Source organism: Streptomyces sp. NPDC057486 (assembly GCF_042802415.1).
Classification (GTDB): Bacteria; Actinomycetota; Actinomycetes; order Streptomycetales; family Streptomycetaceae; genus Streptomyces; species Streptomyces yanii.
Genome location: NZ_JBHVEE010000119.1, coordinates 1 through 22,632 on the forward strand (window position 1 = coordinate 1; position 22,632 = coordinate 22,632).

Annotated in this window: 20 protein-coding genes and 2 pseudogenes; 18 read left to right on the plus strand and 4 right to left on the minus strand. The window is 70.6% G+C overall.

Features of this window, described 5'->3' with window-relative positions; translation table 11 throughout:
- Both ACFU6I_RS36920 and ACFU6I_RS36925 read left to right on the plus strand, forming a co-directional pair.
- A pseudogene (locus tag ACFU6I_RS36920) lies at nucleotides 1-88 on the plus strand (IS982 family transposase); the annotation flags it as partial.
- A 184-nt stretch (nucleotides 89-272) separates the two neighbouring features.
- Nucleotides 273-488, plus strand: coding sequence for a hypothetical protein (locus ACFU6I_RS36925; RefSeq protein WP_384375207.1), 216 nt, complete (start codon nucleotides 273-275; stop codon nucleotides 486-488).
- Between the two features lie 92 nt (nucleotides 489-580).
- On the opposite strand, the pseudogene ACFU6I_RS36930 reads toward ACFU6I_RS36925, so the two are convergent.
- Nucleotides 581-854 (minus strand): annotated as a pseudogene (locus ACFU6I_RS36930) (hypothetical protein); the annotation flags it as partial.
- A gap of 247 nt (nucleotides 855-1,101) precedes the next feature.
- Here ACFU6I_RS36930 and ACFU6I_RS36935 point away from each other — a divergent pair.
- Nucleotides 1,102-1,992, plus strand: coding sequence for an IclR family transcriptional regulator (locus ACFU6I_RS36935; RefSeq protein WP_384375210.1), 891 nt, complete (start codon nucleotides 1,102-1,104; stop codon nucleotides 1,990-1,992).
- Between the two features lie 101 nt (nucleotides 1,993-2,093).
- Here ACFU6I_RS36935 and ACFU6I_RS36940 read toward each other — a convergent pair whose 3' ends face one another.
- Nucleotides 2,094-2,657, minus strand: a complete 564-nt coding sequence (locus ACFU6I_RS36940) for a flavin reductase family protein (protein WP_384375213.1) — start codon at nucleotides 2,655-2,657, stop codon at nucleotides 2,094-2,096.
- 223 nt (nucleotides 2,658-2,880) lie between these two features.
- Here ACFU6I_RS36940 and ACFU6I_RS36945 point away from each other — a divergent pair, with 223 nt between their 5' ends.
- The 8 genes from ACFU6I_RS36945 to ACFU6I_RS36980 all read left to right on the plus strand — a co-directional run bounded on the left by ACFU6I_RS36945 (nucleotide 2,881) and on the right by ACFU6I_RS36980 (nucleotide 12,171).
- The gene (locus ACFU6I_RS36945) at nucleotides 2,881-3,777 is read left to right on the plus strand and encodes an alpha/beta fold hydrolase (protein WP_384375216.1); all 897 of its coding nucleotides are present in this window, start codon (nucleotides 2,881-2,883) and stop codon (nucleotides 3,775-3,777) included.
- Nucleotides 3,774-5,465: an FAD-binding protein gene (locus ACFU6I_RS36950; protein ID WP_384375221.1), complete on the plus strand. Its 1,692-nt coding sequence runs from the start codon at nucleotides 3,774-3,776 to the stop codon at nucleotides 5,463-5,465. Before ACFU6I_RS36945 ends, ACFU6I_RS36950 begins: the two co-directional genes overlap by 4 nt.
- Entirely contained in the window at nucleotides 5,462-6,496 is a 1,035-nt protein-coding gene (locus ACFU6I_RS36955; protein ID WP_384375224.1) for a 2Fe-2S iron-sulfur cluster-binding protein, read from the plus strand. The genes ACFU6I_RS36950 and ACFU6I_RS36955 overlap by 4 nt, the downstream gene beginning before the upstream one ends.
- A 37-nt stretch (nucleotides 6,497-6,533) precedes the next feature.
- Nucleotides 6,534-7,442 carry an acetaldehyde dehydrogenase (acetylating) gene (locus ACFU6I_RS36960; RefSeq protein ID WP_384375227.1) on the plus strand — a complete coding sequence of 303 codons (909 nt, stop codon included), beginning with the start codon at nucleotides 6,534-6,536 and terminating at the stop codon, nucleotides 7,440-7,442.
- A gap of 22 nt (nucleotides 7,443-7,464) precedes the next feature.
- Complete coding sequence (gene dmpG / locus ACFU6I_RS36965) at nucleotides 7,465-8,499, plus strand: 4-hydroxy-2-oxovalerate aldolase (RefSeq protein ID WP_384375230.1); 1,035 nt, start codon at nucleotides 7,465-7,467, stop codon at nucleotides 8,497-8,499.
- Nucleotides 8,500-8,507: 8 nt separating this feature from the next.
- Nucleotides 8,508-9,692 (plus strand): acyl-CoA dehydrogenase family protein, encoded by a 1,185-nt coding sequence (locus ACFU6I_RS36970; RefSeq protein ID WP_384375233.1) that lies wholly within the window; start codon nucleotides 8,508-8,510, stop codon nucleotides 9,690-9,692.
- Nucleotides 9,693-9,766: 74 nt separating this feature from the next.
- Nucleotides 9,767-10,696, plus strand: coding sequence for a VOC family protein (locus ACFU6I_RS36975; RefSeq protein WP_384375236.1), 930 nt, complete (start codon nucleotides 9,767-9,769; stop codon nucleotides 10,694-10,696).
- The gene (locus ACFU6I_RS36980; protein WP_384375239.1) at nucleotides 10,693-12,171 is read left to right on the plus strand and encodes an FAD-dependent oxidoreductase; all 1,479 of its coding nucleotides are present in this window, start codon (nucleotides 10,693-10,695) and stop codon (nucleotides 12,169-12,171) included. The genes ACFU6I_RS36975 and ACFU6I_RS36980 overlap by 4 nt, the downstream gene beginning before the upstream one ends.
- 90 nt (nucleotides 12,172-12,261) lie before the next feature.
- On the opposite strand, the gene ACFU6I_RS36985 is transcribed toward ACFU6I_RS36980, so the two are convergent.
- Both ACFU6I_RS36985 and ACFU6I_RS36990 read right to left on the minus strand, forming a co-directional pair.
- The gene (locus ACFU6I_RS36985; protein ID WP_384375242.1) at nucleotides 12,262-12,531 is read right to left on the minus strand and encodes a ferredoxin; all 270 of its coding nucleotides are present in this window, start codon (nucleotides 12,529-12,531) and stop codon (nucleotides 12,262-12,264) included.
- Entirely contained in the window at nucleotides 12,531-13,688 is a 1,158-nt protein-coding gene (locus ACFU6I_RS36990; RefSeq protein ID WP_384375245.1) for a Rieske 2Fe-2S domain-containing protein, read from the minus strand. Before ACFU6I_RS36990 ends, ACFU6I_RS36985 begins: the two co-directional genes overlap by 1 nt.
- 214 nt (nucleotides 13,689-13,902) lie before the next feature.
- Here ACFU6I_RS36990 and ACFU6I_RS36995 point away from each other — a divergent pair, with 214 nt between their 5' ends.
- The 7 genes from ACFU6I_RS36995 (at nucleotide 13,903) to ACFU6I_RS37025 (ending at nucleotide 22,605) form a co-directional block, all read left to right on the plus strand.
- Nucleotides 13,903-14,649 (plus strand): SDR family NAD(P)-dependent oxidoreductase, encoded by a 747-nt coding sequence (locus tag ACFU6I_RS36995; protein WP_384375248.1) that lies wholly within the window; start codon nucleotides 13,903-13,905, stop codon nucleotides 14,647-14,649.
- A gap of 224 nt (nucleotides 14,650-14,873) precedes the next feature.
- Nucleotides 14,874-16,034 (plus strand): steroid 3-ketoacyl-CoA thiolase, encoded by a 1,161-nt coding sequence (locus ACFU6I_RS37000; protein WP_384375251.1) that lies wholly within the window; start codon nucleotides 14,874-14,876, stop codon nucleotides 16,032-16,034.
- A gap of 9 nt (nucleotides 16,035-16,043) precedes the next feature.
- The gene (locus tag ACFU6I_RS37005) at nucleotides 16,044-18,245 is read left to right on the plus strand and encodes an acyl-CoA dehydrogenase (RefSeq protein ID WP_384375254.1); all 2,202 of its coding nucleotides are present in this window, start codon (nucleotides 16,044-16,046) and stop codon (nucleotides 18,243-18,245) included.
- 74 nt (nucleotides 18,246-18,319) lie between these two features.
- A complete protein-coding gene (locus ACFU6I_RS37010; RefSeq protein WP_384375257.1) occupies nucleotides 18,320-19,192 on the plus strand; it encodes a MaoC/PaaZ C-terminal domain-containing protein in 873 nt (290 codons plus the stop codon).
- Entirely contained in the window at nucleotides 19,189-19,842 is a 654-nt protein-coding gene (locus ACFU6I_RS37015; RefSeq protein ID WP_384375260.1) for a PaaI family thioesterase, read from the plus strand. Before ACFU6I_RS37010 ends, ACFU6I_RS37015 begins: the two co-directional genes overlap by 4 nt.
- A 43-nt stretch (nucleotides 19,843-19,885) precedes the next feature.
- Nucleotides 19,886-20,647 carry an SDR family NAD(P)-dependent oxidoreductase gene (locus ACFU6I_RS37020; protein ID WP_384375263.1) on the plus strand — a complete coding sequence of 254 codons (762 nt, stop codon included), beginning with the start codon at nucleotides 19,886-19,888 and terminating at the stop codon, nucleotides 20,645-20,647.
- A 302-nt stretch (nucleotides 20,648-20,949) separates the two neighbouring features.
- Nucleotides 20,950-22,605 (plus strand): AMP-binding protein, encoded by a 1,656-nt coding sequence (locus ACFU6I_RS37025; protein WP_384375266.1) that lies wholly within the window; start codon nucleotides 20,950-20,952, stop codon nucleotides 22,603-22,605.
- The last annotated feature ends 27 nt before the right edge of the window (nucleotides 22,606-22,632 follow it).

Below are 22,632 nucleotides of genomic sequence, written 5' to 3' on the forward strand. Positions count from 1 at the left end.
GCCCAGTACGGCTACTGCGCCAGCCACAGCCGGTTCTTTTGGGGACTACGGCTGCACCTGGTGTGCACCCTGCACGGCTTGCCCGTCGCCTTCGCGGTAAAGCTGGACCTCGTGGCGAACGTGGCGGACCAGATTCAGAAGGTCGCCGTCGACCACAACTACGATGTCGCCGGCTGGGGCATCAGCTGGCGCGAGGCCGGGCCCTACGGGCGGATGTTCGCCACGGGTCACTCGAAGGCAACCTGTCGGTCGGGACCCACACCGGCCCTCAGATGGATTCCCTGATCGACGAGTTGCAGGGTGCCAAGGGCGTCGACGCCCAGCGCGACATCATGGACCGCATCCAGAAGCAGTGGAGCGAGGACGTTCCGGCCCTGGTGTTCGTCCCGACTCCGGAGTTCCGCGCCTGGCGTGACAATGTCCACGGGGTCGACGACTCCGTCAACTCGATGGTGCTGCTGGACAAGGCCTGGGTCACGCAGGGCTAGGGTCCGTCCTTGGCGCAGACATCGCTGGGGGAGCGGCTCAGCGAGGAGGAGTCCGGGACGCCGCCGTCCACTCGCCGCAGGCGCGTCGTGCATCACGTGGCGCCCGACGTGGCGCCCGACGTGTGTGCGGCGACCGGGAGCTGCTTGATCCTGTTGGCGAAGTGCGAGCACCCGCGGGACGCCACCGGTCAGACGGATGTGTGCAAGACGCGGGACCAGTTCCTCGCACATGGTTCGGATCTCGGTGTGGGCCAGTGGATTGCCCAGGCGCAGGTGCGGGCTGCCCTTGCCGAACCTGACGTGGTCGTTGTTCGCGCGGGTGACGTCGACGTCGTACAGGGGGTCGAAGACCTTCTTGTCACGGCTCCGTGCGCTCGCCGGTGAGACGGGGCGCGGCTGAGGCCCAGTGTCGTTCCGGACCAAGGTGTAGTGAGGCGACACGCATCTCGGACACGTTGCTCGCGCCCCGGTACGACCGTCCGCTGCCGTACCGGGCACGGCAGCGCATTCGGTACGGCGCAGATCTCCCGGTGTACGAGGGTTCCCCATACCTCGTACCGCTGTTACATTCCGGAAAACAAGAATTCATTTCAGTTTACCTGGAGGATTCGGCATGACGGTTGTCGATGTCGCTGCTGCAGTGGACATGTCCGCTCGCCGGGAGCTCCCGCCGTCGATGGTCGAACGCATGACGTTGATCATGGACGCGTTCGAATGCCGCACCACTCGGCTGTCTTTGGAGGACGTGGCCCGCAGCACGCACCTCCCGCGTTCCACGGCCCATCGGATCCTCGACCAGCTCGTACGGCTCCAGTGGCTCGAGCACACCGGGTTCGGCTACGGCCTCGGGCGGCGGGCACTCGGGCTCGGTGGGGGCGACGGCACGAACAGTGAGATCCGTGAAGCCGCCGCGCCCAGACTGCACAGCGTCCAGATCCGGAGCGGGCTGGTCGTCCACCTCGCCGTGCTCGACGGTGCCGACGTCCACTACCTCGACAAGGCCGGCGGCCGGTTCGCCGCGTCGGTCCCCTCGCGGGTCGGCGGGCGTGCGCCGGCCCACTCGACGGCGCTGGGCAAGGCGATGCTGGCCTGGCTCGAACCGGAGGAGGTCGAGGCCCGGGTGGGCGGCGCCATCACCCGGCTGACCCATCGCACGATTGCCGACCTGGACACCCTGCACCAGGAGCTCAACCGGATCCGGCAACGTCGCGGCCTGGCGTTCGAGCGGGGCGAGTGCTTCCCCGGCATCGCCTGTGCCGCGGCGGCGATCCGTGGCCCCGAGGGGCCTGTGGCCGCCATTTCGCTGATCGGCGACGCGCGGACCCCGCTGGAGAAGGTGGCCCCGTTGGTAGTGGACGCCGCGCGACAGGTCTCCCTGGAACTGTTCCCCGGCCTGGAGACCCCTGGCCGGGGGCACCGCGCGCCCGCCTTCCCGGAGCAGACCTGGTCTCCGCAGGCCATGGACCGGCTGCTCGTCGCCAGCCAGAGCGGCGACTGGCTGTAGAGCGTGTCCGGGGGAGCGCAGCCGGACAGGCCCCTGGAGCCCGGGGCCTGTCGCCGAACCGCGGTCCGCCGTGCGACGTCCGGCAGTTCGACGACCGGACCTCAGCCCCAGTGGTCGCCCCAGCCCCAGGGGTCGGGCATGGTGACCGGCTGCTCCTCGACGCCGAACCGCCCGCGGAAGAAGAGCATCGGTCGTTGTTCGGGCATTGTCTCCAGTTCCAGGACCCGCCCGATCACCACATCGTGGTCACCGGCGACGTGCACGTCGTACACCTCGGCATGGACCCTCATCAGCATGCCGGGCAGGGACGGGGTCCCCCAGCGCGAGAGGTCCCAGTCCAGCCCGTCGTACTTGCTTCCCCTGCTGGACCCGAAGCGGCCGCAGACATCGGTCTGGTCCTCGGCGAGCACGTTGACGCAGAACCGGCCCGACTCCCTGATCCTCGGCCAGGCGCGTCCCTTGTGGTCGGCGCAGAACAGGACGAGGGGAGGTTCCAGCGAAACGGATGCGAAGGACTGGCACGCGAACCCGACCGGATCCGACCGGTCCATCCCGGTGACGACGGTGACACCCGTCGCGAACGCTCCCATGGCGCGCCGCATCTCCTGAGGAGTGGGCGCCGTGACCTCACCTGTCGTGGGTGCGGTCAAGGACTCTGCTGACATCGGATTCACCTCGACGGGGTCGGGTCTGTGACGTGCTCCTGGCGGGGCACGTCCCGACGGTAGGCCCGTCGCGTCCGGCACCGGACCGCGCGCTCCCGATGAGTGGAACACGACAGGCCACAGGGCCGGCCCTTACCGCTCCGGCTGCCCGGAACACCCGCGTCCCGCTGATCGGGATGAGTGAGGCGCCCCTCCGGGGGCCCTGGTTACGTTCCAGGAACCGTTGACCACAGGGACGTCGAAGGCAGGGATGATGATGGAGCTGAGCCACGACTCCACATTGCGTGAACTCACAACTGATCAGGGGGTTCTGCGCTATCACGAGGCCGGGGACGGTCCGCCTCTGCTGATGTTGCACGGTTCGGGCCCCGGCGTCACGGGCTGGCGCAACTTCCGCGGCAATCTGGCCCGGCTCTCCGAGTACTTCCGCTGCCTGGTCCTGGAGTTCCCCGGGTTCGGGGTCAGCGACCCGGCCGACGGGCACCCCATGGCCACCGCCACCGATGCCGTCGGCCGGTTCCTCGACGGACTCGGGCTGCACCAGGTCGACGTGATCGGCAACTCCATGGGCGGCTTCGTCGGCACCCGGTTCGCGTTGGACAACCCCGACCGCGTACGCCGCCTGGTCACGATCGGCGGCATGGGCCGGAACCTCTACAGCCCCGGCCCCGGCGAGGGCATCAATCTGCTGATGGAGTTCACCGAGAACCCGACGCGTGAACGCCTGGTCCAGTGGCTGTACTCCATGGTGTACGACCCGGCCATGGTCACCGAGGAACTGATCGAGGAGCGGTGGGCCCAGGCCACCGAGCCGGACACGCTCGCCGCCGCGCGCAGGATGTACGGGAAGGCCGCGTTCGCCGCCACCGCCGCCGCCGCGGCGAGGTCCGAGGAGGCGCCGCTCTGGGCGATGCTCCACGGACTGCGGGCCAAGACCCTGATCACCTGGGGCCGGGACGACCGGGTCAGCCCGGTCGACATGTCCATCGTGCCGATGCGGACCATTCCCGACGTCGAACTGCACCTGTTCTCCAACTGCGGGCACTGGGTGATGATCGAACAGAAGGCGGCGTGGGAGAGTGCCGTGCTCGCCTTCCTGACCCGTAAGGACGCGGCATGAGCGCCGGTGCGAACGCGGGCGCGAACACGACCTGGGACCACGAGTTCGACTTCGTCGTCGTCGGCAGCGGCGGTGGCGGCATGGCGGCCGCGCTGACCGCCGAGGACAGCGGCCTGTCCACCGTCGTGATCGAGAAGGGGAAGATGTACGGCGGTTCGACCGGCATCTCCGGCGGCGGTATCTGGATCCCCAACAACCCCACGCTGCGCGCCAAGGGCCACGACGACAGCCGCACGTCGATCCGGCAGTATCTGGACCGCCTCACCGAGGGCCGTGTCCCGGCCGCCCGCCTCGACGCCTACGTCGACCAGGGCCCGGCCGCCATGGAACTGCTCGGCAAGAGCCGGTGGATGCGGTTCTTCTGGGTCAAGGGATACGCCGACTACCACCCCGAGTACGACGGCGGCCGTCCGATGGGCCGCTCCATCGAGGCGCTCCCCTTCGACACCCGCAAGCTCGGCGAGGACGAGCGGCACCAGCGGCCCAACAACATGAAGGGCCCGCTCGGTCTGTGGATCACCGCCAAGGACTACCACGACCTCGCGATGGTCAAGCGGACCTGGCGTGGACGCTGGGCGTCCGTCGTCGCCGCCTGGCGGGTCTCGTCCAACGTGGTCCGCCGCCGGCACATGGCCACCGGCGGTCGCGCGCTGGTGGCACGGCTCAGGATGGCCCTGAAGGACGCCGGGGTCCCCGTGTGGCTGCGGACCCCGATGACCGGCCTGGTCGTCGGCGACGACGGCACGGTGACCGGGATCGTCGCGCAGCGCGACGGCAAGCAGGTGCGCATCGGGGCGCGGCGCGGTGTGCTGCTCGCGACCGGTGGCTTCGATCACAACCAGGAGATGCGCGAGAAGTACCTGCCCGCCGGCGGCCGGGAGATCCACAGCGCCGGTGCGCGGGAGAACGTCGGCGACGGCATCGTCGCCGGGCTGGAGCTCGGCGCCGCAGTGGACTTCATGGACGACGCGTGGTGGATGCCTTCGGTGCGCCACCCGTCCGGCGCCACGATCCCCCTGGTGTCCGAGCGGTGCATCCCGCCGTCGGTGATCGTCGACTCCCACGGCAGTCGCTTCACCAACGAGTCCTCCCCGTACGTGAACTTCGTCCACGACCAGTTGGCGGGCGGCCACGTCCCGGCCTGGTTCGTGATGGACGCCAAGGCCCGCGCCCGCTACCCGTTCGCGCAGGTCCTGCCCGGAATGCCGTTCCCCAAGGACTTCTACGAGGGCGGCCTGGCACACCGGGCGGACAGCATCGTCGAACTCGCCGTCGCCATCGGCGTTCCCCCCGAGGAACTGGCCGCGACCGTCGAGCGGTTCAACGGCTTCGCGCGCACCGGCAAGGACACCGAGTTCGGCCGGGGTGACAGCGCCTACGACCGCTACTACGGCGACCCGACCCTGAAGAACCCCAATCTGGACGAGATCGTCAAGGCGCCCTTCTACGCCGTGCGCATCGAGGTCGGTGACCTCGGGACGAAGGGCGGGCTGGTCTGCGACGAACACAGCCGGGTCCTGAGGGAGGACGGTTCGCTCATCGGCGGCCTCTACGCGACCGGCAACACCTCCGCGGCGGTGATGGGAGGCGAGTACGCCGGACCGGGCGCCACTATCGGCCCGTCCATCGTCTTCGGCTACGTCGCCGCCCGGCACGCCGCCGGCGAGACGACCGGGAGAGCATCGTGACACTGCCCGGCCCGCTCACCGTCCGCGTCGTCGAAGTCATCCGCGAGACGTCCGACGCCCACTCGCTCGTCCTGGAACCCGCGGACGGGACGCAGGACAAGTTCCGCTACAAGCCCGGCCAGTTCCTCACCGTCAAGGTGCCCTCCGACCGCGACGGCGGGGCCGCCCGCTGCTACTCGCTGTGCAGCTCCCCGCTGCGCGACGAGAAGCTCAAGGTCACCGTCAAACGCACGGTGAACGGATACGGCTCCAACTGGATCTGCGACAACGTCGTCGAAGGCGACACCCTCGAAGTGCTGCGCCCCGCGGGCACCTTCACCCCGGACTCGCTGGACGAGGACTTCCTGCTCCTCGCCGCGGGCAGCGGGATCACGCCGGTGATGTCGATCCTCACCTCCTGCCTGTACGGCGGGAGCGGATCCGTCACCCTGATCTACGCCAACCGCGACGAGAACTCCGTCATCTTCCGCGACGAACTCGCCACCCTGGCAAGGGAGTACGGCGACCGGCTGACCGTCGTCCACTGGCTGGAGTCCGTCCAGGGCCTGCCCGCGGGCCCCGGTCTGCGGGCGCTGGCCGAGCCGTACACCGGACGCCAGGCGTTCATCTGCGGCCCGGGACCCTTCATGGACCTCGCCGCCACGGCGCTCACCGACCTCGGTGTGCCGCCGGGGCGCGTGCGCGTAGAACGGTTCACCTCCCTGACGAACGACCCGTTCGCCGCCCCGCAGACTGTCGCCGACCCCACGGGCCCGTCCGGCACCGTAGAGGTCGAGCTCGACGCACGGACCACGACCGTGCCCTGGCCCCAGGGCAGCAAGCTGCTCGACGTGCTCCTCGCGGCAGGACTGGACGCGCCGTTCTCCTGCCGGGAGGGCAGCTGCAGCGCGTGCGCCTGTGTGCTGACCGAGGGCGAGGTGGTCATGGAGCGCAACGAGGTCCTCGACGAGCAGGACCTCGCCGACGGACTCATCCTCTCCTGCCAGGCGCTCCCGGTCAGTGAACGCATCAAGGTCACCTACGACGGGTGATCGCCCCCAACCCCTCGATTCGGATGAGGTTTGAACAGTGACCAAGGTGACCGCCGCGATCGTCGGCTCCGGGAACATCGGAACCGACCTGATGTACAAGCTGCTCCGGTCCGCAGTGATAGAGCCACGCTGGATGATCGGGATCGACCCGCAGAGCCCCGGCCTCAAGCGCGCGGCCGAGGAGGGTCTGATCGCCAGTGCCGAGGGCGTGGACCGGCTGCTCACCCAGGACGAGCGCCCGGACCTGGTCTTCGAGGCCACCTCGGCGTACGTGCACAAGGCGAACGCCCCCAAATACGTCGAACTCGGCATCCAGGCCGTCGACCTGACGCCCGCCGCGCTGGGCCCCGCCGTCGTCCCGGCCGTCAACCTGGGCGAGCACCTGGACGCGCCCAACGTCAGCCTGATCACCTGCGGGGGACAGGCCACCATCCCCGTGGTCCACGCCGTCTCCCGGGTCACCGAGGTGGCCTACGCGGAGATCGTGGCCAGCGTCGCCTCGCCGTCCGCCGGCCCGGGGACCCGGGCCAACATTGACGAGTTCACGATCACCACCAGCCGGGGCATCGAGACCATCGGCGGCGCGGCCAAGGGCAAGGCCATCATCATCCTCAACCCGGCCGAACCGCCCATGCTGATGCGGGACACAGTCTTCTGTTCCATCCCGGTCGACGCCGACCGCGCCGCGATCACCGCGTCGATCCACGAGATCGTCGCCCAGGTCGCGTCGTACGTACCCGGCTACCGGCTGCGCGCCGAGCCGCAGTTCGACGAGCCGACCGAGGTGAGCGGCGGCCTCGCCCGCGTCGCGGTGTTCCTCGAAGTGGAGGGCGCGGGGGACTTCCTGCCGCCCTACTCCGGGAACCTCGACATCATGACCGCCGCGGCCACCGAGGTCGGTGAGGGCTTCGCCCGGCGGATCGTCTCCCAGCGCGCCGGATCCTGAGCACCCAAGGAGTTCACCAGCCATGCCCTACAGCGCCGACCTCGACATCCGCGTCACCGACTCGTCCCTGAGAGACGGATCGCACGCCAAGCAGCACCAGTTCACCATCGAGCACGTCCGGTCGATCGTCGGGGCACTCGACGAGGCCGGGGTCCCGGTCATCGAGGTGACCCACGGCGACGGCCTCGGCGGCTCGTCGTTCAACTACGGCTTCAGCCACACGCCGGAGCAGGAGCTGATCAAGGCAGCCGTGCAGACCGCGCGCCGGGCGAAGATCGCCTTCCTGATGCTGCCCGGCCTCGGCGTCCAGGACGACATCCGTGAGGCGGCCGACAACGGTGCCGCCGTCTGCCGGATCGCCACCCACTGCACCGAGGCCGACATCGCGGTCCAGCACTTCGGGCTGGCCCGCGATCTGGGCCTGGAGACCGTCGGCTTCCTGATGATGTCGCACAGCCAGTCCCCGGAGGTGCTCGCCCGGCAGGCCCGCATCATGGCCGACGCCGGCTGTCAGTGCGTCTACGTCGTCGACTCCGCCGGAGCGCTGGTCATGGAGCAGACGAGCGACCGGATCGCGGCGCTCGTCGCCGAACTCGGCGACGACGCGCAGGTCGGCTTCCACGGCCACGAGAACCTGGGACTCGGCGTCGCCAACTCCGTGCTCGCCGTGCGGGCCGGCGCACAGCAGATCGACGGCTCGACCCGCCGGTTCGGCGCGGGCGCGGGCAACACCCCGGTCGAGGCCTTCGCCGCGGTCGCGGAGAAGCTCGGCATCCGTACCGGAATCGACACCCGGAAGATCATCGACGCCGCCGAGGACGTCGTACGGCCGGTCATGGACGGCGAGTGCCTCCTCGACCGGATGTCGCTGACCATGGGGTACGCCGGGGTCTACTCCAGCTTCCTCAAGCACGCCGACCGCCAGGCCGCGAAGTACGGCGTGTCCGGCGCCGAGATCCTGCTGGAGGCCGGCCGCCGCAACCTCGTCGGAGGCCAGGAGGACCAGCTCATCGAGATCGCCGTCGCCCTCGCCGAGAACACCTCCGGACGGAAGTGAGAACAGCCATGCCCAATACGGTACTTGACGCGATCAACGAGCGCGCGGAGGAGATCCGCGCGCTGGGGCCGGCGAACGAGTCGCTCGGCCGACTGGACGACCAGACGGCCAAGGTGCTGCGGGAGACCGGTGCGATCCGGATGCTCCAGCCGAAGACGTACGGCGGCCTGGAACTGCACCCGCGCGAGTTCGCCGAGACCATCATGCGGATCGCCGCCTGCGACGGGGCGACCGGCTGGGTCGCCGGGGTCGTCGGCGTCCACCCCTGGGAAATGGCGATGGCCGACCCCCGGGTCCAGGAGGAGGTGTGGGGCGAGGACAACGACACCTGGATCGGCTCTCCCTACGCGCCGATGGGGGTGCTCCGCCCCGTGGACGGCGGGTACGTCTTCAACGGCCACTGGCAGTTCTCCTCCGGCACCGACCACTGCGACTGGCTCTTCCTCGGCGCGTTCCTGGCCGACAAGGACGGCAACAGGCTGAACCCTCCGCGGTCGGTGCACGTCGTCCTGCCGCGCTCGGACTACGAGATCGTCGAGGACTCGTGGGACGTGGTCGGCCTGCTCGGCACCGGCAGCAAAGACATCGTCGTCAAGGACGCGTTCGTCCCGGAGTACCGCGTCATCGAGTACTCCAAGGTGGTCGACGGGACCCTGGCGAAGGAGGCCGGGCTGACCAACCCCACCTACCGCCTGCCGTTCTCCGCCGCCTTCCCCCTCGGCATCACCGCGGCCGTCATCGGCATCTGCGAGGGGGCGCTGGCCCACCACATGGCCTATCAGCGCCACCGCGTCCAGATCACCGGCACGGCCGTCAAGGACGACCCGTACGTCCTTTACGCCGTCAGCGAGGCGGCGGCAGAGATCGCGGCCTCGCGCTCGGCGCTGCTGGACAACATCTCGCAGCTCCACGACATGGTGGCGGCCGGCCGGGAGGTCACCTTCGACCGGCGGGCCGTGGGCCGGCGTACCCAGGCCCGGGCGGCGTGGCGCGCGGTGCGGGCCGTCGACGAGATCGTCGCGCGCTCCGGCGGGAACGCCATGCGGATGGACAACCCGATCCAGCGCTTCTGGCGCGACGCCCACACCGGCCTCGCCCACGCCATCCACGTGCCCGGTTCGGTCTTCCACGCCGCCGCGCTGACGCAGCTCGACATCGAGCCGCCGAACGGGCCGATGCGCTCGATGATCTGACGACCGTCACGGCACCAGCGCCCGTCCGACGAAGGACAGGCAGACCGAAAGACCGGCAGATGAGGGAGGAACACATGACGCAGATACGAGGGCTGGGCTATCTCAGGGTCCAGACGTGCGACATCGACCGCTGGCGCGAACTCACCGTCGACGGCCTCGGTTTCGCCGAAGGGTCCGGGCCGGATCCCGACGGTCTCTACCTGCGGATGGACGAGCGCCGGGCACGACTGGCCGTGCTGCCCGGTGACACCGACCGGGTACTGGCCGTCGGGTGGGAGGTGCGCGACCAGTTCGCCCTGGGGAAGGTCGGGCGCGCCGTCGAGGCGTCGGGCAGAGCGGTCAAGGAGCTGACGCAGAAGGAGGCCGACGAACGCGGGGTGGAAGCGGGCATCACCTTCGACGACCCCGCCGGCGTCCCCGTCGAGGTCTTCTTCGCCCCGATCCTCGACCACAGCCCCGTGCACACCGGCTTCGCCCAGAACTTCGTCACCGGCGGCCAGGGCATGGGCCATGTCGTCCTGCCCACGACCTGTATGGAGGAGACCGTCTCCTTTTACACCGAGGTCCTCGGTTTCCTGCCGCGCGGAGCGATCAGGCTCGCCGGCACGGATCCCGACACCCCACCTCGCCGCGTGCGCTTCATGGGCGTCAACCAGCGGCACCACAGTCTGGCCATCTGCCCCGCGCCGCACGGGCAGGAACCGGGCCTGGTCCACCTCATGGCCGAGGTCGACAGCCTGGACGCGGTGGGCCGCGCGCTCGACAGCGTCGGGCGGCTCGGCTTCTCGATCTCCTCCACCCTGGGCCGGCACACCAACGACAAGATGGTCTCCTTCTACGTGCGCGCGCCCGGCGGCTGGGACATCGAGTACGGCTGCGAGGGCATGCTCGTCGACGAGACGTACTACACCGCCGAGGAGATCACCGCGGACAGCTACTGGGGCCACGACTGGTCCGGCTCGGAGCCGCTCGCGGCCTTCACCCCGCCCGAGGCGGGCCGGTGAGCACCTCCCGGCCGGTGACACCGGTCCCCGCCTCGTCCGTCTCCTGGTACGACGCCGAGACCGACGTACTCGTCGTCGGCTTCGGCTGCGCGGGCGCGGCCGCCGCCTTCGAAGCGGCCTCGGCCGGCGCCGAGGTCCTGGTACTGGAACGGGCCGGCGGGCCGGGCGGCTCCTCGGCCCTGTCCGGTGGCGAGCTCTACCTCGGCGGCGGCACGCCGGTACAGACCGCGTGCGGCTTCCAGGACACCGCGGACGACATGTTCGCCTACCTGAAGTCGGCACTCGGCCCGCACGCCGATGAGGAGAAGCTGCGGGTCTACTGCGACGAGAGCACCGGGCACTTCCAGTGGTTCGTCGACCGCGGCCTCACCTTCGAGAAGAGCCTGTGGGACGCCCCCACCTGGATGCCGCTGTCGAAGGACGGCCTGATGTGGCTGGGCGAGAACGCCTGGCCGTACAACACCGTCGCCCGCCCCGCGCCGCGCGGCCACCGCTGCGCCACCGAGTCGTACGGCGGCTGGCTGATCATGGAGAAGCTCGTCGCGGCCGCCGGGGCCGCGGGGGCGCTCACCCACACCGACACCCTGGCCACGGCGCTGATCGTGGACGACGACGGCCGGGTCGTCGGCGTCACCGCCCGGAGTTACGGCGAGGAGCGGGCCTACCGCGCCCGTAAGGGGGTGGTGCTCACCACCGGAGGTTTCGTCGACAACGAGGAGATGCTGGCCGACCACGCGCCGCACCTCGTCGGCCACGGCAAGGTCAGCGATGGGCTGGACGACGGCAGCGGCATCCGGATGGCGTCCGCGATCGGAGCGGCCACCCGGCGGATGTCGGTGACCGAGATCGCGCTCACCGCCCTCCCGGCCATGGCCACCCGCGGCATGCTGGTCAACGGCCACGGGCAGCGCTTCATCAACGAGGACGTCTACCCGGGCCTGTACAGCGTGGCGGCGGTGCTGACCCAGCCGGGCCCGTACTGGGTGATCGTCGACGAGGAGGGCTACGAGTCCGTGCCCGAGGCGGAACGCTGGGGTGTGCTCCCGCAGTTCGTCGGGGAGACCCTGGCCGAGCTGGAGGAGGAGCTCGGGATGCCGGCGGGCGCGCTGGAGTCGACGGTGGGCACGTACAACAGGTACGCCGAGGAGGGACAGGACCCGTACTTCCACAAGGACGCCCGGTGGCTGCGGCCGCTGAAGGGGCCCTTCGCGGCGATCGACCCCCGCCTCGGCTTCAACCCCGGGGAGAGCGGGAACACGGCCGCCGGGACAGGGGTCGCCGGATTCACCCTCGGCGGGCTCAGCACGACCGTCGACGGCGCGGTGCTGGACGTCTCCGGCACCGCCGTTCCCGGGCTGTTCGCGGCCGGCCGGGCGGCGTCCGGCATCCATGGTGAGGGATACATCAGCGGTACGTCGCTGGGTGACGGCACGTTCTTCGGCCGCAGGGCCGGGGTGGCCGCGGCCCGCGGATAGTTCTCCGGTACGACGGTGAAAGGCCGGCCCTCCCGCTCACATGAGCAGGAGGGTCACCCCTTCATCGTCGTACCGCAGCGACCCGTTCCCTCACTCCTGGAGCACGGTGATCGCACCGCTCAGCGCGGCCTCCCGGATCGTGTCACCGAGGGAACGGCAGCCTTCGAACGCACCGCCGTTCGGTCCCTCGCCACGACCGCCGGCCTGCCGCTCCGGGCAGCCCAGCATGGCCTGCGCGTCCCACTGCACGCTCGTCTGCTGCCAGCTGCTCTTGCGCACCCGCACCTGGTTGCCGCACCGCAGGCAGGACAGCGGCCGCATGGGCGCGCCGTCGGTCAGCCGGTTGTCCTCGCGCGGCATCAGACGGGCCGGCTCTCGGCCGCGGCCTTCCGGGCGAGGTTGGCCTCGACCTCCTTCTGCCAGGCTTCGACGGGACGGGTGGTGTCGAGCTCGAACTCGAAGCGGTCCACCATCTCCGGCTTGACGTCGGCGACATCGACGTAGAACTGCTCGTACCAGCGGCGCAGTTGGTAGACCGGACCGTCCTCCTCGCACAGCAGCGGGTTGTCGATGCGGGTCTTGTTCTTCCAGATCGCGATGTCCTGTTCGAAGCCCAGCTTGATGAAATCGGCCATGTTCGTGGCCAGCTTGTCGGCTTCCGTGCCCTCCAGGCTGTCCGAGCGCTTGACGATGATGCCGTACTGCAGGGCGAAGCGGTCGGCGCTCACCGGGTAGTGACAGTTGATCAGGACGGACTGCACATCGCCCGTGTCGTAGTGGTAGGTGAGGTCGTCGATCATGAACGACGGGCCGTGGTAGGACGCCACCGACGTGCTGCCGGTCGTCTTCGGCTGGCCGTTCTGAGCCTGCGGGCGCGCGTCAGGGCGGCCCGTGCCCCGCATGAACTGGGTGGCGGTGTGACCCTCGAAGACGTTCTTGAAGAACGTCGGGAACGAATAGTGCACATAGAAGAAGTGCGCCATGTCCACGACGTTGTCGACGACTTCGCGGCAATTGGCGTCCACGACGGTCTCGTACCAGATCCAGTCGGTCCACGCGTCGCTCGTCGCCCCCTCGATACGGGGGATCGTGACGTCCGCCGGAGGCGGGTTCCCCTCGGGGTCGTTCCAGACGAAGAGCATCCCGTCCTGGTCCAGGGTCGGCCAGGCCGCCGTACGGGCCCGGAGCGGCACGCGCCGGGCGTACGGGATCTGCTTGCAGCGGCCGTCCCCGCCCCAGCGCCAGTCGTGGAAGGGGCAGGCCACCTCGTTGCCCTTGACGGTGCCCTGGGAGAGGTCGCCTCCCATGTGGCGGCAGTAGGCGTCGAGGACACTGAGCTCGCCGTCGCTGCCGCGGAACACCACGAGCTTCTGGCCGAAGGCCTGGACCGAATGAGGCTTGCCGTCCTTGAATTTCTCCGACAGCCCCAGGCAGTGCCATCCACGGGCAAACCGGGCCGGTGCGGCCGCTGCCTCGATGGCGCGGACTCCGTCGTGTTCTGACTCGACTGCGGTCACGTTGTTCCCATCCCCTCAAGGACGCAGGGTCTCCAGTGTTCGGACGGTAGGGCGAGGCGTTGCCGGCCCACCTGGGCAGTCCCACTGACCGGAATGCCACAGCCGGGTCCCCGGTGAAGGGCGGTTCCGGTCAGCGGGACGGTGCCGACGCCGGTCGCCGGGGCCGGGTATCGTCCGCCGCCCTGCCTGCGGGTCGTCCGAAAGAAGGGCCGTCATGAAGCGTTTCGAAGGTGTCGATGTCCTCCTCACCGGAGCGGGGTCCGGTATCGGCCGGGCCACGGCAATCCGGCTGGTGGCCGAGGGGGCGGCCGTGTTCGCAGTCGACCTCTCGGGCGAGGGCCTGCGGGAGACCGCCGAGGCGGCCGCCGGGCCCGGGCGGATCGTGACCCATGTCGCCGACGTCTCCGAGGAGAGCGCCGTCGTGGACGCCGTACGGGCGGCCGCCGAGGAGCTCGGCGGCATCGATGCCCTGATCAACGTGGCGGGCATCCACCGGACGACCCCCATCGACCGGCTGACCGTCGCCGACATGCAGCGGCTGTTCTCCGTCAACGCCGTCGGAACGGCCCTGTTCTGCCGGGAGGCGCTGCGGCACCTGCCCGACCGGACGGGCGTCATCGTCAACGTGGCCTCGTCGTCGGCCGCGCACGGGACCCCGTACATGAGCGCCTACTCGGCGTCGAAGGGCGCGGTGCTGGCGTTCTCCTTGTCCCTGGCCGCCGAGGTGGTGCACCGCGGCATCCGCGTCGTGCCCGTCTCACCCGGCACGGTCGCCACGCCGCTGGTGGGGCCGCACGTCCTGCCGCCGGAACTGGACGCCAGTTACTACGGGCGGATCCGGTCGCTGCTGGGCGCAGCCGACCCGGAGCAGATCGCCGGCGTCATCGCCTTCGCGGCCTCGCGGGACGGGAGCTACCTCACGGGAGCGGAGATCAGGGTCGACGGAGGCTCACACATCTGAGGGGCCGCCCGTCCCGGCCGGCCGGCGGCGCGGAGCCATCGAGTGAGGCAGCCATTCAGTGGGACTGGGTATTGCACTGCACAAGAACGAATTCTAGTTTTTGGGTGCGGTGCTGAACCCCGCGAGCCTCTCCGAGGCCGCGGCAGGCGCCGCGACCGAAAGGCCCCAGCCGTCCGCCAACCGACCCGGCCCGCCAAGGGCCGCCTCACACCCTACGGAGAACCATGCCCGAGGCCGTCATCGTCGAAGCCGCGCGCACACCGGTCGGGCGGCGCCGCGGAGCGCTGTCGGGGCTGCACCCGGCCGAGCTGCTGGGGCTGGCCCAGAAGGGCCTGCTGGAGCGCGCCGGAATCGCCCCGGACGCGGTGGACCAGGTGATCGGAGGCTGCGTCACCCAGGCCGGCGAGCAGTCCAACAACGTCACCCGCAACGCCTGGCTGCACACCGGACTGCCGCACGCCACCGCCTGCACCACCATCGACTGTGCCTGCGGCTCGTCCCAGCAGGCCGTGCACCTGATCGCCGGGCTGATCGCCTCCGGTGCGATCGACGTCGGGATCGGCTGCGGCGTCGAGTCGATGAGCCGGGTTTTCCTCGGACAGGCGCTCGCCCCCGGCACCGGCCTGCCGGTGCCGGAGGACTTCGCACTGGACATGCCGGACCAGTTCACCGCCGCCGAGCGGATCGCACACAAACGCGGCATCACACGGGCCGACGCGGACGCCCTCGCACTCGCCTCCCAGCGCAACGCCGCCCGCGCGTGGGCGGAAGGCCGCTTCGACCGGCAGATCATCGAGGTCGAGGCACCGGTGCCCGGCCCCGAGGGCCCGACCGGGAAGACCGCCGCCGTGACCCGCGACGAGGGCCTGCGGGACACCACGGCCGAGGGGCTCGCCCAGCTGAAGACGGTGCTGCCCGACGGCATCCACACCGCCGGCAACTCCTCCCAGATCAGCGACGGCGCCGCCGCCGTACTCCTGACGAGCGCCGAGCGCGCCGACCGCCTGGGACTGCGCCCGCGGGCCCGTATCGTCGCCTCCGGTATGGTCGGCTCCGACCCCTACTACCACCTCGACGGGCCCATCGAGGCGACCGACCACGTGCTGCGCAAGGCCGGCATGACACTGGCCGACATCGACCTGGTCGAGATCAACGAGGCATTCGCCTCCGTCGTGCTGTCGTGGGCGCAGGTCCACCGCGCCGACATGGACAAGGTGAACGTCAACGGGGGTGCGATCGCCCTCGGCCACGCGGTGGGCTCGACCGGCGCCCGGCTGATCACCCAAGCCCTCCACGAGCTGGAGCGCAGTGACAAGTCCACCGCACTGATCACCATGTGCGCCGGCGGCGCGCACTCGACGGCGACGATCATCGAACGGATCTGAGGGACCGCCATGACCATCGGACTGACCGAAGAGCACCGCGACCTGCGCGACACCGTACGCACGTTCGCGAACCGGCACATCACCCAGGACGTCGTCCGCAAGGCGGTGAGCGCCGAGCAGGAGATGCTCCCGCCGTTCTGGCAGACCCTCGCCGAACAGGGGCTGCTCGGCCTGCACCTGCCCGAGAACGCGGGCGGTGCCGGCTACGGGCTCCTCGAACTCGCCGTCGTCGTCGAGGAACTGGGCCGGGCCATGGCCCCGGGCCCCTTCCTGCCCACGACGCTCGCCGCCGCGGTCCTGCACCGGGCGGGACACCGGACACATCTGGCCGGGCTCGCCGACGGCACCACGATCGGTGCGGTGGGCCTGGGCGCCGGCAGCCTCACGCTCTCCCGCGGCGACGACGGCGCCGCGACGGTCTCCGGCGAGTCCGAACTCGTCATTGGCGGCCACCTCGCCGACCTGTTCGTGCTGCCCGCCCGCGACGGTGACCGCACGACGTGGTTCGTGCTCCCGCGCGCCTCCGTGGACACCACCGACGTGGCCGGCCACGACCTGGCCCGCCGCCCGTCCAGGGTGCGCCTGCGGAACACCGCGGTCCCCGCCACCGACGTACTGGCGGTCGACCAGCAGCTCCCGCTCGACCTGGCCGCGGTGCTGTTCGCGGCGGAGGCCTCCGGCATCGCCGACCGGGCCGTCGCCGTCTCGGCCGAATACGCCCGGGTGCGCGAGCAGTTCGGTCGCCCCATCGGCCAGTTCCAGGGCGTCAAACACCGCTGCGCACGGATGCTCGCGCTCGCCGAACAGGCCCGCGCCTGCGCCTGGGACGCCGCCCGCGCCGGCGAATCGGGCGCCGTCCAGGACCCGGCGGAGGCGTCCCTCGCCGCCGCCGTCGCCGGAGCGACCAGCGTCGAAGCGGCGTTCACCACCACGAAGGACGCCATCCAGGTCCTCGGCGGCATCGGCTTCACCTGGGAGCACGACGCCCACCTCTGGCTGCGCCGGGTCCAGACCCTGCGCCTCACCCTCGGCCCGACCGCCCGGTGGCGCCGCCGGGTGGCCCGGCTCACCCTGGACGGCGCCCGCCGCGATCTCGGCGTCGAACTGCCGCCCGAGGCCGAGGAGATACGCGCCGGCATCCGCGCCGAACTGAGTTCCGCGGCCGCCCTGGAAGGCAGGGAACGGCTCGTCCACCTCGCGGACCACGGCTACACCGCACCGCACCTGCCCGCACCCTGGGGGAAGGGCGCCGACGCCGTGACCCAGCTGGTCATCGCGGAGGAGATCCGCGCGGCGGGCCTGACCCCCGTCGACATGATCATTGGCGGCTGGGTCGTCCCCACCATCATCGCCCACGGCAACGCCGCCCAGCGGGAGAGGTTCCTCGCGCCGACCCTGCGCGGCGACATCGTCTGGTGCCAGCTCTTCAGTGAGCCCGGAGCCGGTTCCGACCTCGCGTCCCTGAGCACCCGCGCGGAGAAGACCGACGGCGGCTGGCGGATCACCGGACAGAAGGTGTGGACCTCCATGGCCCGCGACGCCCACTGGGGCATCCTGCTGGCCCGGACCGACGTCGCCGCACCCCAGCACAAGGGACTGTCGTACTTCCTGCTCGACATGACCGCCCCCGGCCTGGACATCCGCCCGCTGCGGCAGATCACCGGCGAGTCGGAGTTCAACGAGATCTTCCTCGACGACGTGTTCGTCCCCGACGACATGCTCGTCGCACAGCCGGGCGACGGCTGGAAACTCGCCCGCACCACGCTCGCCAACGAACGGGTCGCCCTCTCCCACGACTCGTCACTGGGGTCCGGCGAGGCGCTGCTCGACATCGCCGCCGCAACCCCCCACGAGATGGACGACGAACGGCTCACCACCCTCGGCGGCATCCTCTGCGACGCGCAGTCCGGCGCCCTGCTCGGCCTGCGCACCACGCTGCGCTCGGTCTCCGGCCAGCAACCGGGCGCGGAGGCCAGCATCGCCAAACTCCTCGGCGTCGAGCATCAGCAGCAGGTCTGGGAGACCGCCATGGACTGGCAGGGCAGCGCCGCGCTGACCGGCGAGGGCCGGCGTCACGACGCCACCTGGATGTTCCTCAACTCCCGCTGTCTGTCGATCGCGGGCGGTACGACGGAAGTCCAGCTGAACATCATCGGCGAACGCCTGCTGGGCCTGGACCGCGACCCCAGGCCCACCCCGAAGCGTGCCTGAAGACGCGACCGCGGCCCGGCCGGCCGGGCCGGCCGCGCCACCGGGCCGAAACCCCTCGTGAAGGAAGAACCACCATGCCCATCGACCGCCACAAGGCGCTGAGCGCGGACCCGTTCGTGCGCGAGATCAGCTGGAGCACCCGCGACGTGCTCCTGTACCACCTCAGCCTCGGGGCCGGTTCGGACGCCGCCACCGACCCGGAACTGCCCCTGACCTTCGAGCGCGGCCTCCAGGTGCTGCCCACCTTCGCCCTGGTGGCCGGCTCCGGCATCTCGGCCGGAGAGGTGCCCACGATGTCCGTGAACATGCCCGGCATCGAGACCGACCTCCGCTCGATCCTCCACGCGGGCCAGGGACTTGAGATCCACCGGCCGCTGCCGGCCTCGGGCTCGGCCACGGTCGCCTCGCGGGTCGCCGAGGTGTGGGACAAGGGGAAGGCGGCGGTGATCGTGCTGGAGTCCGCCGCGGCCGACCCACAGGGCGAGCCGCTGTGGACCACCACCATGCAGATCTGGGCCCGCGGGGAGGGCGGCTTCGGGGGAGAGCCCGGACCGGAGACCTCCTGGACGGCGCCGGAGCGCCCGGCCGACCTCGTGCTCGAAACGCCCACCATCCCGCAGCAGGCGCTGCTGTACCGGCTCAACGGAGACCTCAATCCGCTCCACGCCGACCCCGAGTTCGCCCGGACGGCGGGCTTCGACCGTCCGATCCTGCACGGGCTGGCCTCGTACGGAATCGTCTGCAAAGCGCTCGTCGACGGAGTGCTCGACGGTGACGTCACGCGGCTGAACGGCTTCTCCGTACGGTTCGCGGGCTCACTGTTCCCGGGCGAGACCATCCGCACCTCGGTGTGGCGAGAAGGAGAGGGACTGGTGCTGCACTCCACCTGCCCCGAACGAGACAACGCCCCGGTGCTCACCCACGCGACGGCGAAGGTCACCTCATGAGCACCGGATCCGACACCCGTACCGACGGCGAGACCGCCGCACGGCCGCCGCTGGTGGCCGAGGCCCACGACACCGGACTGGACGCGGCCGTCGCCGCGGCCCGCCGGGTGATCGCCGCGCTGCTGCTGGCCGGCGACCGGTCGGACGCCGACATGTCGTGCGTCGCCAAGCAGCTCCACGCGGTCGCGGACCACTTGGAGGAGCACGCTCCCGCCCGCGAGGAGCGCCTGGTCGACATGTGGAACGGCGAGGGGGTGACCAGGCACGACCCGGTCACCGGACCCGAGAACGCCCTCGCGCCCCCGCTGAAGCTGTACGGCCGGGACGACGGCGCCATCGAGGGCACCGTCACCCTCGGCCTGCCCTACCAGGGGCCGCCCGGGCATGTGCACGGCGGCATCTCGGCGCTGCTCCTGGACCACACCCTCGGCGTCGCGAACCACTGGGGCGGCCCCTCCGGCATGACGGCGGAACTCACCCTGCGCTACCACCGCCCCACCCCGCTGTTCGAACCGCTGACGGTCACCGGCCGCCAGGTCCATGTGGACGGCGCGAAGATCCGCACTGTCGGGACCATCTCGGCCGGCGGCCAGGACTGTGTGAGCGCGGAGGGCCTGTTCATCGCCAAGCACCTGGCCCGCCCGCGCTGAACGCCCGGCCGGAGCACACCCGCACACGAAGAGAGGCAGACCGGTGGGAAGTCTTGAGAGCAAGGTCGCGGTCGTCACCGGGGCCGGACAAGGAGTGGGCCAGGGCATCGCCCTCGCGCTCGCCGCCGAGGGCGCGTCGATCGCTGTCCTCGGGCGGACACCGCAGAAGCTCGAAGCGACCTGCGAACTGCTGCGGGCCCGCGGCGTCCGGGCCGAACCGTTCGTCTGCGACGTGAGCGACACCGACCGCGTTCCCGGGGTGGTGGACGCGGTCGCCGACCGGTTCGGCGGCATCGACATCCTGGTCAACAACGCGTACACGGGCGCCTACGGTCCGCTGCTGTCGATGAGTGACGCGCAGTTCCGCAAGGGCTTCCACAGCGGCCCCTTCGCGACCTTCGCCTTCATGAAGGCTGCCCACCCCCATCTGAAACGACGGGGCGGCGGCGTCGTCGTCAACCTGGTCACCTCGGCCATGGTCCGCTGGGATCTGCGCAACTACGGCGCGTACGCCGCCGCCAAGATGGCCGTCCGCTCCCTGACCCGCAGCGCCGCCTGCGAGTGGGGGCCCGACAACATCCGCGTCAACGCGGTGGCACCGCACGCCGTTTCGCCCGCGTACGAGAAATGGCAGACCGCCAACCCGGAGGAGGCCGCCGCGTTCTGCGAGTCCATCCCGCTCGGCTACGTCGGCGACTGCGAGCAGGACATCGGACGGGCCGTGGGGATGCTCTGCGGACCGGACGCCCGCTATCTCACCGGCGCGACCGTGCCACTCGACGGAGGCCAGGCCAACTTCGACTGACGTACCGCTCGTTCCCCCCGGGTGCCGGACGGACCCTGCGCCTCCCGGTCAGCGGGACCGCCCGCACCAGGGGAAATCCTCCCGGCTAACGTCGCGGTCAGCACCTTGACCGTTGCGCCGGCGGAGGACCGGAACGAGGACCGGCCGACGGGTCAGGACCGCGCGAAATCTCCGTCGTGCCACGCCCATCGGGGCATCAGCGCATCCACATTCACGGCGGGCGGCCCGGCGCGCACATCTGCACGCGCCGACGCCCGCACCGACAGCGGGAAACCCCGGTCAACGGGTGAGAGGGACCGACGTTGCCACACGAGACGATTGCCGACCTGCTGCTCGCCAGGGCCGGGGACGACCACGTGGGTCTGCGCACCCGCGAGCACAGCTGGACCTGGGACGAGGTCGTCCGGGAGAGCGCGGCGCGCGCATCCTGGGCCAGGTCGCTGCGCACCGAGGGGCCGTTCCACATCGGCGTACTGCTGGACAACGTGCCCGAGTTCATCTTCTGGCTGGGCGGTGCCGCCCTCAGCGGCGCGACCGTCGTCGGCATCAACTCCACCCGCCGCGGCGCCCAGCTCGAACAGGAGGTGCGGCACGCCGACTGCGGGCTGCTCGTCACCGACCGTGCGGGCCTCGCACTGCTCGACGGCCTCGACACCGGCGTGGACCGTGACCGGATCCTGATCGTCGACAAGCCGGGCTACGCGCAGCAGGCGGCGGCGTACGCCGCCGACCCGGTCCGGGACCCGGCCGTCACCGCGGACACCCGGATGCTGCTGCTGTTCACCTCCGGTACGACGGGCGCCTCCAAGGCGGCGATCTGCTCGCAGGGCCGGCTGACCGCGCTCGCCCGCGCCAACTGCGCCAAGTACGACATCGGCCGCGACGCCATCTGCTACTGCGCCATGCCGCTGTTCCACGGGAACGCGCTGATGATGCTGTGGGCTCCCGCCCTGACCGCCGGCGCCACCATTGCCCTCACCCCCAAGTTCTCGGCCTCCGGCTTCCTCCCGGACGTCAAGCACTTCGGAGCCACCTTCTTCACGTACGTCGGCAAGGCGATCGGCTACGTCCTGGCGACACCCGAGCAGGCCGACGACGGCGACAACCGGCTGACCCACGCCTTCGGCACGGAAGCCTCCCCGGAGGACCAGGCCGCCTTCCTGCGCCGCTTCGGATGCCGGCTCATCGAGGGCTACGGTTCGAGCGAGGGCGGCGGCATGCTCAAACAGGCACCCGGCGGCCCGGTGGGGGCGCTCGGTGTGCCCGCACGCGAGAGCGTCAGGATCGTCCACCCGGAGACCCGCGAGCAGTGCCCGCCCGCCGTCCTCGACGAGCACGGCAGGGTGAAGAACCCGGAAGAGGCCATCGGGGAGATCGTCGACACCGAGGGCGCCGCCAGGTTCGAGGGCTACTACAAGAACGACGCCGCGAACGCCGAACGCGTACGCCACGGCTGGTACTGGACCGGTGACCTCGGATACGTCGACGAGTCCGGCTGGTTCTACTTCGCGGGTCGTTCCGGCGACTGGATCCGTGTCGACGGGGAGAACACCTCGGCGCTGCTGACCGAACGGATCCTGCGCAGACACCCGGCGATCGTCGCCGCCGGAGTCTTCGGCGTGCCCGACCCCCGTTCCGGCGACCAGGTGATGGCCGCGGTCGAGATCTCCGAGGGCACACGCTTCGAGGACCTGCGCCTGCCGGAGTTCCTGTCCCGGCAGGAGGACCTCGGCACCAAGGGCGCACCGCGCTTCGTCCGGGTCTCCCACGCTCTCCCGAGCACCGGCTCCAACAAGCTCCGCAAGAAGGAGATGCAGCTCCAGGGCTGGCGAACGGAGGACCCGGTCTACCGCTGGGCCGGACGCGGGGAGCCGGACTACGTACCCATGACCGACGAGGACAAGACGGCACTGCGCGGCGAGTTCCTCGCCAACGGGCGCGCGCGCTTCCTTCCCTGACCACGCCCGTCGGCGACAACGACAGGA

Bases quoted from the DNA above. Each gene is read 5' to 3' on its own strand.
- ACFU6I_RS36925 (WP_384375207.1), top strand. From the start codon at position 273: ATGGATTCCCTGATCGACGAGTTGCAGGGTGCCAAGGGCGTCGACGCC.
- ACFU6I_RS36995 (WP_384375248.1), top strand. From the start codon at position 13,903: ATGAAGCGTTTCGAAGGTGTCGATGTCCTCCTCACCGGAGCGGGGTCC.
- ACFU6I_RS37005 (WP_384375254.1), top strand. From the start codon at position 16,044: ATGACCATCGGACTGACCGAAGAGCACCGCGACCTGCGCGACACCGTA.
- ACFU6I_RS37000 (WP_384375251.1), top strand. From the start codon at position 14,874: ATGCCCGAGGCCGTCATCGTCGAAGCCGCGCGCACACCGGTCGGGCGG.
- ACFU6I_RS36935 (WP_384375210.1), top strand. From the start codon at position 1,102: ATGACGGTTGTCGATGTCGCTGCTGCAGTGGACATGTCCGCTCGCCGG.
- ACFU6I_RS36985 (WP_384375242.1), bottom strand. From the start codon at position 12,531: ATGCCGCGCGAGGACAACCGGCTGACCGACGGCGCGCCCATGCGGCCG.
- ACFU6I_RS36975 (WP_384375236.1), top strand. From the start codon at position 9,767: ATGACGCAGATACGAGGGCTGGGCTATCTCAGGGTCCAGACGTGCGAC.
- ACFU6I_RS37010 (WP_384375257.1), top strand. From the start codon at position 18,320: ATGCCCATCGACCGCCACAAGGCGCTGAGCGCGGACCCGTTCGTGCGC.
- ACFU6I_RS36940 (WP_384375213.1), bottom strand. From the start codon at position 2,657: ATGTCAGCAGAGTCCTTGACCGCACCCACGACAGGTGAGGTCACGGCG.
- ACFU6I_RS36950 (WP_384375221.1), top strand. From the start codon at position 3,774: ATGAGCGCCGGTGCGAACGCGGGCGCGAACACGACCTGGGACCACGAG.
- ACFU6I_RS36970 (WP_384375233.1), top strand. From the start codon at position 8,508: ATGCCCAATACGGTACTTGACGCGATCAACGAGCGCGCGGAGGAGATC.
- dmpG (WP_384375230.1), top strand. From the start codon at position 7,465: ATGCCCTACAGCGCCGACCTCGACATCCGCGTCACCGACTCGTCCCTG.
- ACFU6I_RS37015 (WP_384375260.1), top strand. From the start codon at position 19,189: ATGAGCACCGGATCCGACACCCGTACCGACGGCGAGACCGCCGCACGG.